The sequence below is a fragment of the Microcoleus sp. K1-B1 genome (assembly GCF_036704705.1).
Taxonomy (GTDB): domain Bacteria; phylum Cyanobacteriota; class Cyanobacteriia; order Cyanobacteriales; family Microcoleaceae; genus Microcoleus.
Genome location: NZ_JAUBSH010000073.1, coordinates 1 through 17,533 on the forward strand (window position 1 = coordinate 1; position 17,533 = coordinate 17,533).

At 45.4% G+C, this 17,533-nt stretch carries 15 protein-coding genes and 1 tRNA gene; 10 read left to right on the forward strand and 6 right to left on the reverse strand.

The annotated features are described in order from the left end of the window. The coding region (locus QUA83_RS22245; RefSeq protein ID WP_333295877.1) for a glycosyltransferase family 39 protein at positions 1-587 on the reverse strand (587 nt) is incomplete at its 3' end. 132 nt (positions 588-719) lie between these two features. Between QUA83_RS22245 and QUA83_RS22250 the strand changes: the two genes are divergently transcribed. From QUA83_RS22250 to QUA83_RS22260, 3 genes are all read left to right on the forward strand, one after another. Beyond that, positions 720-792: transfer RNA gene (locus tag QUA83_RS22250), tRNA-Phe, on the forward strand. 179 nt (positions 793-971) lie between these two features. Further along, a complete protein-coding gene (locus QUA83_RS22255; RefSeq protein WP_333295878.1) occupies positions 972-1,193 on the forward strand; it encodes a helix-turn-helix transcriptional regulator in 222 nt (73 codons plus the stop codon). Further along, positions 1,194-1,805 carry a ScaI family restriction endonuclease gene (locus tag QUA83_RS22260; protein WP_333295879.1) on the forward strand — a complete coding sequence of 204 codons (612 nt, stop codon included), beginning with the start codon at positions 1,194-1,196 and terminating at the stop codon, positions 1,803-1,805. It abuts the gene before it with no gap. Here the strand turns inward: QUA83_RS22260 and QUA83_RS22265 are convergent. Next, on the reverse strand, positions 1,797-2,645 hold the full coding sequence (locus QUA83_RS22265) for a site-specific DNA-methyltransferase (RefSeq protein ID WP_333295882.1): 849 nt from the start codon (positions 2,643-2,645) through the stop codon (positions 1,797-1,799). The two genes, QUA83_RS22260 and QUA83_RS22265, sit on opposite strands and share 9 nt — an antisense overlap. A 170-nt stretch (positions 2,646-2,815) precedes the next feature. Between QUA83_RS22265 and ribBA the strand changes: the two genes are divergently transcribed. The 4 genes from ribBA to QUA83_RS22285 all read left to right on the forward strand — a co-directional run bounded on the left by ribBA (position 2,816) and on the right by QUA83_RS22285 (position 9,029). Further along, a complete protein-coding gene (gene ribBA, locus QUA83_RS22270) occupies positions 2,816-4,507 on the forward strand; it encodes a bifunctional 3,4-dihydroxy-2-butanone-4-phosphate synthase/GTP cyclohydrolase II (RefSeq protein ID WP_333295884.1) in 1,692 nt (563 codons plus the stop codon). A gap of 366 nt (positions 4,508-4,873) precedes the next feature. After that, positions 4,874-5,326 carry an HAD domain-containing protein gene (locus tag QUA83_RS22275; protein WP_333295886.1) on the forward strand — a complete coding sequence of 151 codons (453 nt, stop codon included), beginning with the start codon at positions 4,874-4,876 and terminating at the stop codon, positions 5,324-5,326. A gap of 431 nt (positions 5,327-5,757) precedes the next feature. Beyond that, on the forward strand, positions 5,758-7,197 hold the full coding sequence (locus QUA83_RS22280) for a pentapeptide repeat-containing protein (protein ID WP_333295888.1): 1,440 nt from the start codon (positions 5,758-5,760) through the stop codon (positions 7,195-7,197). Between the two features lie 98 nt (positions 7,198-7,295). Next, positions 7,296-9,029: an ATP-binding protein gene (locus QUA83_RS22285; RefSeq protein WP_333295890.1), complete on the forward strand. Its 1,734-nt coding sequence runs from the start codon at positions 7,296-7,298 to the stop codon at positions 9,027-9,029. A gap of 77 nt (positions 9,030-9,106) precedes the next feature. Here QUA83_RS22285 and QUA83_RS22290 read toward each other — a convergent pair whose 3' ends face one another. Both QUA83_RS22290 and QUA83_RS22295 read right to left on the reverse strand, forming a co-directional pair. Further along, positions 9,107-9,787 carry an OmpA family protein gene (locus QUA83_RS22290; protein ID WP_333295891.1) on the reverse strand — a complete coding sequence of 227 codons (681 nt, stop codon included), beginning with the start codon at positions 9,785-9,787 and terminating at the stop codon, positions 9,107-9,109. A gap of 7 nt (positions 9,788-9,794) precedes the next feature. After that, a complete protein-coding gene (locus QUA83_RS22295) occupies positions 9,795-10,484 on the reverse strand; it encodes a hypothetical protein (protein ID WP_333295894.1) in 690 nt (229 codons plus the stop codon). A gap of 907 nt (positions 10,485-11,391) precedes the next feature. On the opposite strand from QUA83_RS22295, the gene QUA83_RS22300 reads away from it, so the two are divergent. The 3 genes from QUA83_RS22300 (at position 11,392) to QUA83_RS22310 (ending at position 16,027) form a co-directional block, all read left to right on the forward strand. Continuing rightward, positions 11,392-12,396: an RNA polymerase sigma factor, RpoD/SigA family gene (locus QUA83_RS22300; RefSeq protein ID WP_333035894.1), complete on the forward strand. Its 1,005-nt coding sequence runs from the start codon at positions 11,392-11,394 to the stop codon at positions 12,394-12,396. Between the two features lie 390 nt (positions 12,397-12,786). Next, complete coding sequence (locus QUA83_RS22305) at positions 12,787-13,284, forward strand: hypothetical protein (protein ID WP_333295895.1); 498 nt, start codon at positions 12,787-12,789, stop codon at positions 13,282-13,284. Between the two features lie 205 nt (positions 13,285-13,489). After that, on the forward strand, positions 13,490-16,027 hold the full coding sequence (locus tag QUA83_RS22310; protein ID WP_333295896.1) for a CHASE4 domain-containing protein: 2,538 nt from the start codon (positions 13,490-13,492) through the stop codon (positions 16,025-16,027). 133 nt (positions 16,028-16,160) lie between these two features. Here the strand turns inward: QUA83_RS22310 and cobO are convergent, their stop codons facing one another. Next, positions 16,161-16,796: a cob(I)yrinic acid a,c-diamide adenosyltransferase gene (gene cobO, locus QUA83_RS22315; RefSeq protein ID WP_333103560.1), complete on the reverse strand. Its 636-nt coding sequence runs from the start codon at positions 16,794-16,796 to the stop codon at positions 16,161-16,163. Positions 16,797-16,845: 49 nt separating this feature from the next. Then, complete coding sequence (locus QUA83_RS22320; protein ID WP_333295898.1) at positions 16,846-17,424, reverse strand: Uma2 family endonuclease; 579 nt, start codon at positions 17,422-17,424, stop codon at positions 16,846-16,848. Positions 17,425-17,533: the final 109 nt, after the last annotated feature.

The following is a 17,533-nucleotide window of genomic DNA, read 5'->3' on the forward strand; positions in this document are numbered from 1 at the left end:
TTCCTTCTTCCTTCTTCCTTCTTCCTTCTTCCTTCTTCCTTCTTCCTTCTTCCTTCTTCCTTCTTCCTTCTTCCTTCAGAAGCCTTCCACATTGTCAGACAATAGAAAGCCAAAGTAATCGCCGCAGTGAGGGGATAGTCGAGTAAAAATTGCAAGCGCAGCCCATAAAGCCCCGGTAACAAAACGCAAATTGCAGCGGCCCACAAACCGACTTGCCGATTAAACAGTTGGACGCCCAGACTGTAGACTGAGGCGAGGAGAATTGCACTAAATAATAAATGAACGAGGGTTGCCCGATCGCCCCCAGTACCGAAAACCTGAAGAAACGGAACGGTTAAGATGTATGCCAAGGGCGGAATTTTCGTCGAAAGCAGCCAGAAGTTTGTCCACCACTCCCCGGAAAACCACTGAGGATGCTGCAACGCCTGCAAGTATTTCAGGGTGCTAGTCAGGTAGTCTGCTTGATCCCACGCCGGGACAGATCGATCGAGGGCAAACCAGAGGCGATCGCTAATTGCCCCCAGCAGCCAAATTATGCCTAAGACAAGCAGACTCTTGCCCTCGCTGTCCCGATGTTGCTGTGCCATTGCGATTCTTGGATTTTAGGTTGCAGCTTTTAGCTTACAGGCGGGCGGTTCCGGGCGATCGAAAATTAATTGAGAAAAGTGCTTGCTAAATTCTGTATGTGTCTGCTAAGATAGTAAAGCGCGAAAAAACAAGCCGGGATAGCTCAGTTGGTAGAGCAGTGGACTGAAAATCCACGTGTCACGAGTTCAAGTCTCGTTCCTGGCATCGCAAAGCCCTCACAAAGTTGAGGGCTTTTTTTTGTTTAGGCACTTGCTCCTCGGAGAATCCAGATCTTTGGGCCTTTTTTCTAATTAACACTCATAGTGTGTAGATTTAAAGCGTTTTTTCAATTTAACACTCATAGTGTGTAGATGTAAAACACTTATAAGCTTTATATTTTTGGCGTGACAGAAAATTATCAGCTTAAAATATTTGGCGAACAGGTTCGGAAATTGAGAAAAGCTAGGGGGCTAAGCCAAGAGGAGTTAGCTGAACTAGCAGAACTGCATCGAAATTACATTGGCGGCATAGAACGTGGCGAGAGAAATGCCGCTCTTCTGAATATTGTGCGTCTAGCTAAAGCTTTGGAAGTACCGCTAAGCAAATTGTTGGAGGGGATAGAGTAAATGACTTCACCTTATGCGGGGCTTGCCACAGAAGATTGGGCACTAAAAACGCGGGAACTGATAGAGATACATCCACTTACCCCCAACGAAATATATGAAGTAGTAATTCAAGTCTGGCGAGAAATATTTGAATCTAATTTTACCAGCAAAAACTATAAAATAGGTGTAGATTTATTTCCCCGCCCCCAAATTATGGGATACTTTTTGCACGAACTCATCCCATTAGAATTGACTAGGCGATACCCAGAAGTTTGGCGTCGCGAAGAAAATGCTACTGAAAAAGATCTGGTCTGTCTTCTAGATGATTGCTTCTCGATCGAGATTAAAACTTCTTCAAGTAATCGTAATACATATGGAAATCGCAGTTATACTCAACTAAGCACTACTGGTATAGCAGGAAAGAAGAATAAATCGGGCTATTATCTTGTTGTTAATTTCCAGAAATTCAACACAAACATTCAAGGCTCACAACTACCGCAGATTAATTTAGTCAGATTTGGATGGTTAGACCGAGAAGATTGGCAAGGTCAAGCCGCTGCAACTGGGCAACAAGTGAAATTAAGTCCTGCTGTTGAACGTTATAAATTGCTGCAATTACCAACTTTAGAATAAAGATAACTGTGCTTCTCTGAGTTCCTTGTCCCTCAAAAAATTATCTATTCTATTAGCCACAATCTCACAGTAATCAGCCCTAATTTCAAAACCAATAACTTGTCGCTGCAAACCCAGAGCCACAATTGCTGTAGTCCCGGAACCCATAAACGGATCTAAAACAATGTCGTTTAAATTCGATGCAGACTTGATGATGCGATCGACAACAGCAACAGGAAATTGAGCGGGGTGAGGCGTGCGTTCTTTTGAAGCTCGGTTTTTCCCCGACGTAACTTTTGGGAACTGCCAAACATCCGTCGGATTTTTGCCTTTTAAGTTGACTTTAATCTTGCCGTTCTTTTTCTGATTCGGATATTTCACATTTGGATCGCGCACTTCATCCAAATTAAATGTATACTTGTCTTGATTTTTCACATACCAAAGAAACTTTTCATTGCGCGGTGAAAAGAACTTGCTGCCCGCAACTCCCGCGCCGTAGTTCCAGACAACTTCTTGAATCAGATAAAAAGGCACTTTGTCCCAAAGCAGGTAGGAAATTGGAATGGCTTTTGCCCGATCGCGAATTGACAAATAACCTAAATTTAGCCAAAACGCTCCTCGATCGATCGTTACCCGGTAAACCTCCGCTATCCACTGCTCGCACCAGTTTAAATACTCATCTAACCCCAAAGATTTTTCGTACTCTTTGCCGATGTTATAAGGCGGGCTGGTAACGGTTAAATCTACAAATTGATCGGGTAGCAACTTCAGAGCTTCCAAACAATCCATGTTATAAATTAGGCAATTAGGAGCTTGGAAGTACGGTTTACCTAAAATATTCGCGATCTCAGTCAAGCTCATGAAATATTAGGGAGCTATTTTGTTGACAAGATGCAATAATTATAGTAAGTGACTTGAGAAATATTGTCAAACTCATCTGGATTGGGCGATCGCCCTGTCGGAAACAAAAGGTTACAATCACAAATAGATTCTATTTCCATAACATTACTGTTTATAGCTTGAACTTCTCAGTGCCAAATAACAACACCTCAACTCAATCCTTTCAATTTGACTCAATTGACAGCGCCCTGGCAGACCTCAAAGCAGGTCGCCCCCTGGTAGTAGTCGATGACGAAAATCGCGAAAACGAAGGCGATGTGATTTGTGCCGCCCAATTCGCCACCCCCGACAACATCAATTTTATGGCCGTGAACGCGCGGGGTTTGATTTGTCTGGCTTTGAGTGGGGAAAGGCTCGATCGCCTGGAATTGCCCCTCATGGTCAGCAAAAACACTGACAACAACCAAACAGCCTTCACCGTCAGCATCGATGCAGTCAACGGCGTCAGTACCGGCATCTCCGCCGAAGACCGGGCGCGCACCATCCAAGTAGCCATCCACCCGGACACCAAACCTCAAGACTTGCGCCGTCCCGGTCACATTTTCCCCCTGCGGGCGATCGACGGTGGCGTCCTCAAACGCGCCGGTCACACCGAGGCCTCGGTTGACCTCGCCAGACTCGCGGGCCTGTATCCCAGCGGCGTCATCTGCGAAATTCAAAACCCCGACGGTTCGATGGCGAGGTTGCCGGAATTAATCGAGTACGCCAAAACCCACAACCTTAAAATAATCAGTATTGCTGACTTAATTAGCTACCGACTCAAGCACGATCGATTCGTCCGCCGCGAAACCGTCGCCAAATTGCCCACTCAATTCGGCGAGTTTATGATTTACGCCTACCGCGACACCCAAGACAACTCAGAACACGTTGCTATTGTCAAGGGCGACCCGGCAGAATTTAAAGACAAACCCGTGATGGTGCGGGTGCATTCCGAATGCCTGACCGGCGATGCTTTGGGTTCCCTGCGCTGCGACTGCCGGATGCAACTGCAAGCGGCACTGAAAATGATCGAAAATGTCGGTTCTGGCGTCATAGTTTACTTGCGCCAAGAAGGTCGGGGTATTGGATTGGTAAATAAACTAAAAGCTTACTCGTTGCAAGATTTGGGATTCGATACAGTCGAAGCCAACGAGCGTTTGGGATTTCCCGCCGACTTGCGGAACTACGGCGTCGGAGCACAAATGCTCAACGATTTGGGAGTTAAAAAAATTCGGTTGATTACCAACAACCCGCGCAAAATTGCAGGGTTGAAAGGTTACGGGATTGAAGTAGCCGATCGCGTCCCCTTACTAATTGAAGCCACAGATTACAACTCGATCTATCTGGCAACAAAAGCCGAAAAACTCGGTCATATGCTACTGCAAACTTATTTAGTAACAGTGGCGATTCAGTGGAACGAAAAAGCAGAAGGAAAAGAGGAAGATTCTGCCATTCAAAATCGGTACGAACACCTCGAAAAACTGCGGCATTTGGCGGCTAACCAGCACTTGCTGCTGCAAGAAGAAGCGCGACCGGTGGGTATAGCCCTTTTCGGAGAAGGCTCCCTCATCGTTCACCTCGGCTTCGATCAAGCCGGACTCGCAGCCCCCGACTGGTACTCGGAGGTAAACCATCCTTACGTCAAGGCGATCGGCCAAATTCTGGGCGAAATCAGCACTGAGCCGAATTTGCAAACATTAGAATTCATGGTTTCCTCCGGTGGAGATCCGCTCAAAACCCTGCAAGTCCAGCTCGATCGCGAGACATTCCCTTTGTCGGAATTAACCGGAATTTGCGATCGGCTCGAACCTCAAAAAATCTACAGTTTTGCTCCTCTTCCCTGAAGGCAGAAGGTAGAAGCCAACCCCCCCTACCCCAGCAGGGGGGTTGGCAGAAGCCAATAAAAACTCTGAATTTCAGAATAATACTTGTTGATAAGCTGTTACGCATTCAAATTGGAAATTCTGGACAGGCTAGAAGCCCGTCCCACAAGAGTTTTATTGATTTTTGACACACAGTTTAAATGTAGAACAGCTTACCAGCATCTTCCTTTCGTCAGAAAGCAGCCACCAATACAAACAGTGAATAACAATGTTAATTGCAGTCTAACAAGTCGATGTAGCGAACAATTGAGAGAGAAGCTTCGAGGCACATTTATCTTATTAAGCAGTATTAATACTCATTAAATTATTCACTAGGACTTTTAGTTAATGTTGATTTTTTTAGACATTGATGGTGTACTTATTCCTGACAGAAGAAATGGATCGAGTTTGCAAACTGATATAATGAAATTTAATTCCGATTGCCTTAATCACTTTGAAAATGTCCTCCGTTCCTATCCTAATGCGCGAGTAGTAATTTCATCATCTTGGAAAGAAATATTCCCCTTCGAGGTAATCCCGCCATTGTTTTCACCAGATATCGCTATCCGTATTATCGGATACACCCCTTTTCTAAACCCCAAAAATATTCACCAACACAAATATTTACGACACCAGGAAGTTCTTGAGTATCTTCGACAAAATCAAGCAGAAAACTCACCTTGGGTAGCCATTGACGATATTCCAGAACACTATCCGCCAGATGCGCCAGTTGTGGCTATTGATGATTACAATGGTTTTGACCAGAACTCAGCAAAGGTACTTTCAGAATATCTAACTTGATTTCAAAGGTTAGGAAAAAAGTACCGGAATAGAGAGGGTAAGGAACCCCACGCTTAAAAGCGGGGGCTTTCAAGACAGTCCGGCTCTGTGAGCGGGATTGAACCGTAAGCCCAAACCTTACCAGAGACAGGATCAGACCTACGTTTTTTGAGTCACGATACCGGAAAATGCGACGCTAGTTTTCCGCTCTATCGCTGAGAGTTAAACAGGCCTAATGGGGTTAAACCAGTGCTTTCAGCCTAACAAGCTCACTAAACATTCTCGAAGCGAACATTACCCCGAAAGGGAGATTGAGGTAACCATACCTCACCGGAGAGGCAACCCGACCTCTCCAACCCCGAAAGGGGATTCAAGGCGACGGTCGTCGCAGCCGCCTTCCTCCCCATGCCTAAAGTCAGGGGCTTCCCGCTCGTTTTTTTGGTGAATTTGACATGGAAATGAACGTTGGTGACTTTCTGCACCGACTCGATCTCAGGGGACAAGCACTTAAAGGCACCAACCTTGGCGGTGCGGAACTCCGGGGAGCCAACCTCCGAGGCACGGATCTCCGAGAAACCAACCTCAGCGGCGCTATGCTCAGGTATGCAGACCTGATTGAAGCCGACCTCAGCGGCGCTAATCTCAGCGGGGCGGATTTAGCTGAATCATTTCTTAATTTAGCTAACCTCACTAGAGCTGATTTGACTGGTGCTGTCCTCCGAGAAGCTAATCTCGTAGGAGCCGAATTCACGGGCGCCAACCTCAAACAAGCAAGTTTGATCAAGGCTAATTTAGTAGGAGCAAATCTCCACGAAGCCAACTTAACCAGAGCCAACCTTAGCGGGGCGGATTTACGCGGTTCTCAGTTGAGCGGCGCCATTTTAGACAAGGCCGTATACAACAACCGGACTATCTTTCCCGAAGATATTGATCCGGGTGCAATGGGGGCATTTTTGCTAGCTCCCAATGCTTCGCTCCCTGGCTTAAATCTGGCGATGGTAGATTTGACCGAAGCCGATTTAAAAGGAGCCGATTTGCGGCGGACAAACTTATACAAAGCTATTTTATTTGGCGCCAAACTCGATCGGGCAAACTTAGCAGGAGCCAACCTCAGCGCAGCGGACTTGAGGGAAGCTAGTTTGAGCGGCACGATTTTGGAGAAAGCAGTTTACAGCAACAAGACTTTGTTTTCAGAAGGCATTGACCCCGCTCTGGGCGGAGCTTATTTAATTGCTCCCAATGTATCGCTGCAAGGGGTAAATTTAACCGGAGCCGACTTAAACGGTTCAGATTTAAGCGGAGCTAATTTGAGCGCTTCTAACTTAACTTCGGTAAATCTCAAAAATGTAGACCTCAGCAGAGCTAGCTTAAAAAAAGCTTACCTCAAAGGTGCAAACTTGGAGGGAACTGATTTAAGAGGAGCCGATTTAAGCGGCGCAATTTTACACCAAGTAAACTTGAGTTCTGCTGACCTCCGGGGTGTAGACTTAACAAGGGCTGACCTCAGCGGCGCTAATTTAAAGGATGCCGATTTGAGGGAGACAGATTTCACCGGAGCTACTTTGCTGTTCGCTAACTTAAGCGGGGCCGACTTGAGAGGTGTAGACTTGACAAAAGCTGACCTCAGCGGCGCTAAGTTAAACGAAGCTGATCTCCGAAAAGCAGATTTGATGAGAGTAAATTTGGAGGGAGCAGATTTAAGTGAGGCCGACTTGAGCGATGCTCATTTATTCCGAGTTAATCTCAGAGGTGCTAACCTGAAAGGTACTAACCTCAAAGGCGCAAGTTTAAAAGGGGTATTTTTGACTGACGCTTATTTGAGCGAAACGGATTTGACCGATCTAGATCTGAGTCCGACTTTTTTTGAATTGCCACTAGAATCGGAATGGTAATTAGTTGACTGTTAACAATCAAAAATCTACAATCAAAACTCGCCCAGGGAAAATTACTCGATTATTAACAATCTAAAATCTAAAATCTAAAATCTAAAATGGATCGACCGTTAGGCTCTGTTATTCAAGGTTCCCTGAGCAAGGGATTAGAAGTGCGACTGCACGCCGATGTTTCGGTGGAAGATATGAGGGTGGGGAAATTTCTAGTAGTGCGGGGGGTGCGATCGCACTTTTTCTGTATGCTCACCGACGTGTCTCTGGGAACTTCTAGCGCCCGGATTTTATCGAATCCTCCCAATCCCGACGACGATTTTCTGCTCGCAGTGCTAGCAGGTAGCAGCACCTACGGTACGATCGAACTGTCGCCGATGTTGATGTTGACTGCAGAACGAGAAAAACAGCAGGCAATTTTCGACCCGACGAAAAACGGCGGAGTTCGCGAGAACAAGCTGGCGTTAGGAAATTTGGCTTCTTTTGAGTCACAAACGGGTGCGGATATTGAGTTGCTGCCGGTTAAAACTATTCCCAGCCACTTTTCGCAGGTGTTTGATGCCAAAGAAAGTGATTTTAGGGCAGTTTTTGGCTGGGAAGATGACCCGTATCGCCGCAATTTTGCGATCGGCAAACCGATTGACATGGACGTTGCTGTGTGCTTGGATTTAGACCGATTTGTGGAACGCAGCAACGGCGTTTTTGGCAAGTCGGGAACGGGAAAATCTTTTCTGACGCGCTTGCTATTGTCGGGAATTATTCGCAAGCAAGCTGCGGTTAATCTAATTTTTGATATGCACTCGGAGTACGGGTGGGAAGCAGTTTCGGAAGGGAAACAGTTCAGCACTGTTAAAGGTTTGCGGCAGTTGTTTCCCGATAAAATGCAGATTTATACCCTCGATCCAGAATCGACTAAACGCCGGGGAGTCCGCGACGCTCAAGAGTTGTTTTTGAGTTTCGATCAAATTGAAGTGGAAGACATCGCGCTGGTGCAGCGCGAGTTAAATTTGTCGGAAGCTAGTATCGAAAATGCGATTATTTTGCGAAATGAGTTGGGAAGTGGTTGGATCAACAAGTTGCTGGAAATGACCAACGAAGATATCCAAATGTTTTGCGAAGAAAAGCGGGGAAATAAGTCTTCGATTATGGCTTTGCAGCGCAAATTAGAGCGACTGAATGATTTGAAATACATTCGCCAACGCTGTCCAAAAAATTATGTAACTGAAGTTTTACAGTGTTTGGATGGTGGAAAAAATGTAGTAATTGAGTTTGGTTCGCACTCGGATTTGCTGTCGTATATGTTGGCTGCAAATGTGATTACTCGCCGCATTCACCAAGCTTACGTGCGGAAAGCTGAGAAGTTTTTGCAGAGCAAAAATCCGTGCGATCGCCCGCAGCCATTGGTGATTACCATTGAAGAAGCTCACCGCTTTCTCGATCCGGCGATCGTGCGATCGACTATTTTCGGTACGATCGCCAGAGAAATGCGAAAATACTTTGTCACCCTGCTGATTGTAGACCAGCGTCCCTCCGGCATCGACGCAGAAGTCATGTCGCAAGTCGGAACGCGCATCACAGCTTTGTTAAACGATGATAAAGACATCGATGCTATTTTTACCGGCGTTTCGGGAGGGCAGAGTTTGCGTTCAGTTTTGGCAAAACTCGACTCCAAACAGCAAGCATTAGTTTTGGGGCACGCCGTACCCATGCCCGTAGTCGTGCAAACTCGCCCCTATGACGAGCAATTCTACAGAGAAATCGGGGATATTGACTGGCAAGAAATGCCCGATGAACAAGTATTTGCCGAGGCAGAATCTGCTAAAATGGATTTGGGATTTTAACAACAGATTAAACCCTTATAAAATCCCTCTTTATCAGCGTTAATCTGCGTGCATCTGCGGTTAAAAAAATCTAATTCCTATGTTTTAATAATTAATTCAACGCGGCGGTTTTTCTCCCTCCCCACCGGGTTGTCTGAGCCGTCTAAATTATTATTAGGAGAAATCGGTTTAGTTTTGCCGTACCCTTTGGTTTGCATTCGGGTATTCTGCACCTTGAAAACGTTGATAAAATAATATTTTACCGCTGCGGCTCGCTTCTGGGAAAGTTCTAGATTATAGGCATTTTCTCCTTTGTTGTCGGTGTGTCCGTTGATGAATATTTGGGCGTTTTTGTAATGTCTCAGCAGCAGATTGATCTTGGTGAGAGTGGGTTTAGCTTGGGCGCGGACGTTATATTTGTCAAAATCAAATAAAATAGTTTCGGGCACATTAATTCTGATGCCTTCAGGTACTTTTTCGGCGTTCAACTCTGTTTCAATGTTTTTGACAGTCTCGGTTGTTATTTGAGTTGGTAGCTGCTCCTCTGTCGCAGTTTGATTAGCGGTGATATTCTCAATTTTTACTGTAGTCTGAGCAATAATTTCAACTTTTACTGTAGTTGGAGTAATTGGTATTACTTCTAAGGTTGTAATTGCTGTTGATTCTGATTCAACAGGATCGACTTTAGCGGATTTACTGGCAGCCAACTGAGAGGATGAGGTCGCGAAAAGCAATGATGATATTATCGTAGTATTAATCAGTCTAATTAGCTTTTTCATTTCTCAATTACCTCTTAATTGGAATATAGAAGCTGATACCTGAACATTGTGGAATTTCTTTTCCATTTTTTCCCTCAGAAGAGCAAGGGAAACTTGACTTTAGCCACAGGTGAGTAGCTCCGGGTGCTAACCAACCTACGAATACAAACTGCCCTTTGAGCGTAGTGCCTGGTTTAATCATAATTTCGGTATTATTAGAGGGAGGTAATAAATTATATCGGACGTTATAGGATTTGTTGTCTTCGAGATACATACCATCTTTAACGTTAAGCTTGACAACTTCCTTACGACCATTTGTGATCGCCATAGTCACTATAATGCTATTTTCACCAAAGGTAATTTGGGTCAGCCGTCCCCAGAGTTGGTTAGTGATAACCCGGAGGTCGTAAGTTTGCGTAGGTGGCAGGAAATTTGTAGGTTTCTGGGCAACATCTAAACTCGTTTGAGTCGGACTTGGTTTTGGAGATTGAGTCTGAATTGGCGTAGGAGTTGGATTATTGGGTGCGGGCGATGCGGCGGGTTCTTGTGCTATTGGTGTTTGAACGGGAGGTGAAATTGATGGAGTTTGAATTGGCGTAGGAGTTGGGATATTGGGTGCGGACGACGCGGCGGGTGCTTGTGCTAATGGGTTTTGCACACAGGCGACACACACCAGCGATAGTAATGCTAATTGTGGTGGGAAATTTTTAGCTTTCATTGCAGCACCCGATCGAGCTTTTGTGCTAATTTTAATAGAGAGTGGTAGCTTTTGTTGCGGGTTGAATCTAGCCTGGAGAATTACATGAGCTACAAAGTGCGCGCGTGCGTAGCTATCCCGTAGGGAATCGCCCTTAAAGTCTCTTTAACTAGAAATTGCGATCGAACGTCAAAAAAATTAGGCCCCAGCTTTCAGTCAGAAGCTTTTCCCCTTTCACCCCCTCACCCCTCATCCCTAAGTGCCCAAAATTTGCATAAGCTTAAACTTGATGGAGATGATGGAGCCTAGGGGCACAATGAAAGTCAAACAGGGCAACAGCCAGCCTTTATACACCTTGTCGTTACTCGTAGCAGAATTGGATTAGCATATTTAAATCAAAATGTCAATAAATATTTTAAACAGTTACTGGCATCTAATACGGCGATCGAGTTCGGTTATCTCGCATCCCACCATCTAGGCAGCGAGAAAATTTCAAGCGATGATGGAACAGAGAGCAAAACAAAGCCCTCGAATTGCATGAGTCTGTTTGCATGAGTATTGTGAAGTTGAGTGGCAGTTAAAACTAACAGGGAATTCAAAACCTTAAGGAAAAATGTAGAATCTTGACCTTAAGACAGAGGTTTTTACTCTTTACGATCCTCAAAATTGGGAATAATATTGAGAAAACTAAACTCTTGCTTCACTTCGCCTTAAACTAGCCGTTAAAGCTAGCGAGCTACCGAAAATCGACCGCGATTACTGGAAAATCAAGCACAAAAGTAATCCCAAACAAAAAGCTTCTACCGATCGTCACCGATAAACAAGAGGGGAAACATCCCCTTTGTCGCAGTCTTTATCCCACTTGTAAAAGTGGGACAGGGTATCACCAACTTTTTATCTGTTGTTACAAGGAGTGCAATACTCACCCATGTCCACCACAACCCCCAAAAACAAAACAGTGAAAGCCGATCGCATGGGCAGCCGGCCATACTCCTCAACGGATACGGTTCGTACCTATCTGCACGAGATCGGTCGCGTACCCCTGCTAACCCGAGAAGAAGAAATTGTTTTCGGGAAGCAGGTGCAGCAAATGATGAAATTAATCGAAGCAAAACAAGCACTTGCTAAAGAATGGCAGCGGGATCTGACGAATCAAGAGTGGGCTGCCGAAATGGAGTTGACCGAACCTGAACTTAGCCGGATCTTACACATAGGGCGGCGGGCAAAGCAAAAGATGATTGAAGCCAATTTGCGGCTAGTAGTGGCGATCGCCAAAAAATACCAGAAACGCAATATGGAATTCTTGGATTTAATCCAAGAAGGCACCCTCGGTTTAGAACGAGGAGTCGAAAAATTTGACCCGATGCGGGGATACAAATTTTCCACATACGCCTACTGGTGGATTCGGCAAGCAATTACCCGCGCGATCGCCCAACACGCCCGCACAATTCGATTGCCAATTCACATCACCGAAAAACTCAACAAAATCAAAAAAGTGCAGCGGGAACTCACCCAGCAGTTGGGCCGGTCTCCCTCCCCCGGAGAAATTGCCGCCGCTTTGGAACTGCACCCTTCCCAAATTCGGGAATACCTGCTGATGGCAAGACATCCAGTTTCTTTGGACTTGCGGGTAGGAGACAACCAAGATACCGAACTGCAAGAACTCTTAGAAGACGAAACGGCATCTCCAGACAACTACATTACCTCGGAATTACTGCGGCAAGACCTCAATACTTTGATATCAGAACTTACCCCCCAGCAGCGAGATGTAATAATTCTGCGCTTCGGTTTGGAAGACGGCACAGAAATGTCTCTGGCGAAAGTCGGAGAACGGTTAAATCTCAGCCGGGAACGGGTGCGGCAGCTAGAACATCAAGCCCTGGCCCACCTGCGACGCCGCCAATCTCAAGTCCGAGAATACTTGGCTAGTTAGTCACTAAAAAAGTTGAGATTTTCCCCAAAATCTCAACTTTTTTTTTCGTGTTGGCGCTGCTGGGAAGAATACTTTTATACAGTTAAAAACAAGAATGCAACTGTAGGCCAGTGTTCCAAACCCTTATGGAATAGGTCAGACCAAATTATTCAATTATTTAATATAAAATTTAAAATCTAAAATGGTATTATTTGAGGGGTCGATCGCCCGATCGGGGCGGAGGCAAAATTTGTCAAAACTAATCTTAGATTTAACTTCAGGAACCGGGCGGGCGATCGTTCCTTTAAGTTTATAGCCAATATTAAGCCAAATACCCGGTTTCTCTACAATCTTTGTGAAACTGGTACAAGAGGCGCTTGGAACCAGCTATTTTAAATTTTGGGGTCTGGAGTGGTTTTGACTTATTTGATATTGACAGGAAGTTTAGAAGCGATCGCGATCGTGCTTGCTCTCTCGCCCGGTAACTTGAGCATCGCATTTCCCGCACGCCGAGCACACGACTCGGACATCAAATCGGACGTTTTTAGCTCGCAATCTCCGCCAAATCCTGGGCCAGATACAGCTAGCACAGGTTTAGCAGATGGCATTTACCTCTACGGCCAATCGAGCCAGCCAGAGGAAATTAAACAAGAATATTTTGTATTTGAAATGCGGGAGAGTAAGGTAGTCGGCGCTTTTTACCTGCCTCGGTCTGCTTTTTACTGTTTTTACGGCACGGGCGATCGAACTCAGTTAAATTTAACAGTAGTGGACACTTACGACGGCAGTCGCTCTCCCTACTCGGTAAACCTGGAACAATATTACCCAATTTCTACCATCAGCGAGAACGATCGGCGCATCTTGGGTATTTGCAAAGAATCTCACAAACAGCAGGTGTGGGAAAAGTAGGAAACACGCGCTGCGCCACCAGTCAATCGATTTTAGATTTTAGATTTTAGATTTTAGATTTTAGATTTTAGAATTGAAGAAAGCAACCCCACTGATACATCGGGGGCGCCCGGACCAAATTGCTTTCGGTCAGGGTTCAGGAAACAGTAGTAAAATTGCTCCTGAGTTGAGAATTTCTTCGGACGGACACCACACACATGGCAAGATGAAACTGCGTCGGAAAACACTATCGATCATTGGCATTACTATCGCTGGATTGACTGGCATTCTGTATGTCGCCTCCTCAAGCATCCTCTTGGGCAGCCTGATCAAAGCAGAGGAACAAGAAGCCACACAGGTTGTCAAGGGAGTGCTCAGCGTGTTCGGGCAAACCGCCGATGACTTCAACTCGCGCTTTGCCGACTGGTCTGCCTGGGACGACACCTACGATTTTATCCAAAACCGCAACTCAGAATTCATTGACTCCAATTTAATTCCAGAAGGGCTCGCTAATATAAGAGTTAATATAGCCATATTTGTCAATACTTCTGGCAAAATAGTTTACGGTACGGGTTTAGACAGCGAAAAGCTGAAACTAACGCCTGTTCCAGAAGCATTAAAACGGCGCATTTCTCTCAGCGACCCGCTGTTGCAGCACCCCAACGCCAAAAGCAGCCTCGCTGGTATCCTGCAGCTACCGTCAGGGCCAATACTAATTACTTCCCGGCCTATTCTCACGACTAAAAGTACCGGCCCGATCCGAGGTACGCTGATCTTCGGGCGCAATTTGGATGCTGCAGGTATTGCGAAGGTTTCTAAAATTACTCGCTTGCCGCTAATCGTACACAGCGTCAATGAGGCTAGGTTGCCTGCAGACTTTCAGCAAGCGCGGGAGAAACTGTCGGAAAAAAAACCTATTTTGGTGCGTCCATTAAGCGAAGAGTCGATCGCGGGTTACGCCCTGATCCGCGATATTTACAACCAACCTGCGCTGCTATTGCGGGTGGAGATTCCCAGAGAAATATATCGGCAAGGTCAAATTAGTTTGCTGTACCTGCTGGGGTCTGTAGCGTTAGCGGGAGTTGGGTTGGTCGGCTGCACTCTGCTACTGCTAGAGCGTCTGGTGCTGTCTCGGTTGAGCGGTTTGGCGAAAGCAGTGAAGCGCGTCAGTAGCAGCCAAGACCTCTCGGTGCGACTACCGGTGACGGGCGAAGATGAGTTGTCCGACCTTGCCCATACTATCAACGGAATGTTGAGTGCGATCGCCCAAGCCGAAAGCGAACAACTTGAGGAAAAAGCCCGCTACCGAGCCGTAGTCGAGCAAGCTACAGATTGTATTTTCCTATGGGACGCTCAAACCAAACGCCTTTTGGAAGCCAATACAGCGTTTAGAGACCTGCTCGATTACAATCTTGATGCGGTTTCGCAACTAACTATTTACGATATCATCGCTTACTCTAAAGACCTAATTGACAACAATATCGAGTTACTGCTGACGGACAAACAATTCAGAATTGGCGAAGTTCTCTACCGCCGCCGAGACGGTTCCTGCGTGGATGTAGAAGTGAGCGGGAGCGTGATTTCCTACGGTGGCCGCGAGATTATTTGCACGGTTGTCCGCGACATTACTGAGCGCAAGCAAGCCGAAGCCGAACTACGAGCCTCGGAAGAACGCTACAGACTTTTGTTTAAAAATAACCCCCATCCGATGTGGGTTTACGATTTAGAAACTCTAGAATTTATAGCCGTCAATCAGGCTGCTATCCAACACTACGGCTACACTCGCGACGAATTTCTCAACATGACCGTTGCGGACATTCGTCCCCCCCAAGAGCTGCCGAAATTGCTAGCAAATATCTCCCCAGTAGATGCAGGTATTGAGTTTGCAGGTGTGTGGCAGCACCAGAAAAAAGACGGAACAATTATTGATGTAGAAATTACTTCTTATGCTCTGGTATTTGATAGCAGAAATGCTGAATTAGTGCTGGCTCACGACGTGACCGACCGCTTGCAAGCCGAGGCAGAACTCTACAAGGCAAAGGAAGCCGCAGAAGCAGCTAGTTTGGCTAAAAGTCAGTTTTTGGCTAACATGAGCCACGAACTGCGAACTCCTCTGAATGCGATTATCGGTTACAGCGAGATTCTGCAAGAAGAGGCTTTAGATTTGGGCGAAGAAACTTTTGTGTCGGATTTGGAGAGAATTCACCATTCAGGCCAGCTTTTACTTTCCTTAATTAATGATATTCTCGACTTGTCGAAGATTGAAGCCGGTCACGCGGAACTGGAATTAGAAACTTTTGACGTGTCCCAGGCAGTTCAAGATGTAGCGAGAACTGTTGAACCGCTATTTTTGCGAAACACTAATCGCCTGAATGTGGAGTGTCCTAATAATATAGGCGAATTGTATTCCGATCAAATTAAGTTTACTCAAATTTTGTTTAATTTGCTCAGCAATGCAGCTAAGTTTACTCATAAAGGAACAGTTACACTCAGCGTTGAAAGAATTAAAAATGACGATAATATTAGGGATTCGGAACAGTTAATTATTAAGTGTACGGATACGGGGATTGGGATTACTCCTGAACAGCTACAAAAGTTATTTCAACCTTTTACGCAAGCTGATGCTTCGACTACCCGCAAGTACGGAGGTACGGGTTTGGGTTTGGCAATAGCGCAGAAATACTCTCAGATGCTGGGGGGAGAAATTACTGTGAATAGCGAGTTTGGCAAGGGGTCAACTTTTACTTTAACGTTGCCAGCATAGATCGATTTTAGATTTTTGATTGGGTAAAAAGTCGTGACTATAAACAACATAAATACGGTTTGTAGTCAGGGCTTCAGTCCACTTCCATTCAGCTTTTAGGTAATTAGGACTAAACTCTTGAAAACCAACAACATTAATACTCAATACCTGCTTGAGCTTTAATCCCTTGTTCTCGGAATGGATGCTTAACTAAAGTCATTTCTGTCACCAAGTCTGCCCGTTCGATTAGCGCTGGCGGGGCGCCTCTGCCAGTTAAAATAATGTGGGTTTCTTCTGGTTTTTGGTCTAAGCCGGAAAGCACTTGCTCGACTTGCAAATAACCTAGTTTTAATGCTATATTGACTTCATCTAGAAGAACTAATTTAAATTCGGGATTGCAGATAAAGGTTAGGGATTTTTCCCAGGCTTTTTGAGCTGTTTCGATATCTCGATCGCGGTCTTGCGTGTCCCAGGTAAAGCCTTCTCCCATTGCGTGGAATTCTAGCTGTTTTTCCCAGAGTTGAAAAACCGCTTTTTCTGCGGGTTCCCAAGCTCCTTTGATAAATTGTACTATAGCGACGCGGTATCCGTGACCGAGCGATCGTACAACCATTCCCAAAGCGGCCGTGGTTTTGCCTTTACCGTTACCCGTATTGACTATAATTAAACCTTTTTCTTTGGACGAGTTAGCGATTCGCTGTGATTGCACTTCTTGGCGCCGCTGCATTTTCTGTTTGTGTTGTTGGGCTGTTAAGCCAGTGGTTGCAGTAGTTTCTGTATTGGTTTCCATTAGATTTTTTTTAACCGCAAATAAACACTGATAGATGGAAGATGTCTAATTATTGCCACAGTGTTTTCAAGTTTAGCACGAAACCGGGCAGAACATCTTCTCCCGATAGTTCTGTTGGACATTCCAAAACTTCTATTTCTTGTCCTTGGCGATAGATTTCGACTCGCCGGGTTTTGCGGTTGATTAACCAGCCTAGTTTTACTTGGTTGTTCATGTATTCTTGCATTTTGTCTTGAGTATCTTTGAGGCTGTCTGTCGGCGACATTAACTCTAAGACAAAATCCGGGGCAATGGGAGGAAATTTTTGTTTTTGTTCGGGAGTTAGTGCATCCCATCTTGATTTTTCAATCCAAGAGACATCGGGAGAACGGTTGGCACCGCTGGGCAGTTTGAAGCAAGTTGAAGAATCAAAACAAATTCCTAGTTTAGTTTGCCGGTTCCAAATCACAAAATCAGCATTAATTTCTGAGTTGTAATTTCCTGTTTCTCCTCCTGTGGGTGGCATGACGATTATTTCTCCTTTGGCGTTGCGTTCAAATTTGACATCGGGGTTTTCGCGGCACAGTTTATAAAATTGATCGTCGGTTATTTGGGCGATCGAGTTGAAGTTAATGGTAACTGCTATCATGGTATTTTATCAGGATGCGTTGGGATTTTTAAGCGAGATAATGTATATGAAGGCGGCTCAATGCCGATCGATGCAGATGCTGTAAATATTATTGACGGGTAAGAGGATT

Coding starts and splice junctions, on each gene's coding strand:
- QUA83_RS22260 (WP_333295879.1), top strand. CDS start 1,194: ATGACTTCACCTTATGCGGGGCTTGCCACAGAAGATTGGGCACTAAAA.
- QUA83_RS22265 (WP_333295882.1), bottom strand. CDS start 2,645: ATGAGCTTGACTGAGATCGCGAATATTTTAGGTAAACCGTACTTCCAA.
- QUA83_RS22275 (WP_333295886.1), top strand. CDS start 4,874: ATGTTGATTTTTTTAGACATTGATGGTGTACTTATTCCTGACAGAAGA.
- QUA83_RS22280 (WP_333295888.1), top strand. CDS start 5,758: ATGGAAATGAACGTTGGTGACTTTCTGCACCGACTCGATCTCAGGGGA.
- QUA83_RS22285 (WP_333295890.1), top strand. CDS start 7,296: ATGGATCGACCGTTAGGCTCTGTTATTCAAGGTTCCCTGAGCAAGGGA.
- QUA83_RS22290 (WP_333295891.1), bottom strand. CDS start 9,787: ATGAAAAAGCTAATTAGACTGATTAATACTACGATAATATCATCATTG.
- QUA83_RS22295 (WP_333295894.1), bottom strand. CDS start 10,484: ATGAAAGCTAAAAATTTCCCACCACAATTAGCATTACTATCGCTGGTG.
- QUA83_RS22300 (WP_333035894.1), top strand. CDS start 11,392: ATGTCCACCACAACCCCCAAAAACAAAACAGTGAAAGCCGATCGCATG.
- QUA83_RS22310 (WP_333295896.1), top strand. CDS start 13,490: ATGAAACTGCGTCGGAAAACACTATCGATCATTGGCATTACTATCGCT.
- cobO (WP_333103560.1), bottom strand. CDS start 16,796: ATGGAAACCAATACAGAAACTACTGCAACCACTGGCTTAACAGCCCAA.
- QUA83_RS22320 (WP_333295898.1), bottom strand. CDS start 17,424: ATGATAGCAGTTACCATTAACTTCAACTCGATCGCCCAAATAACCGAC.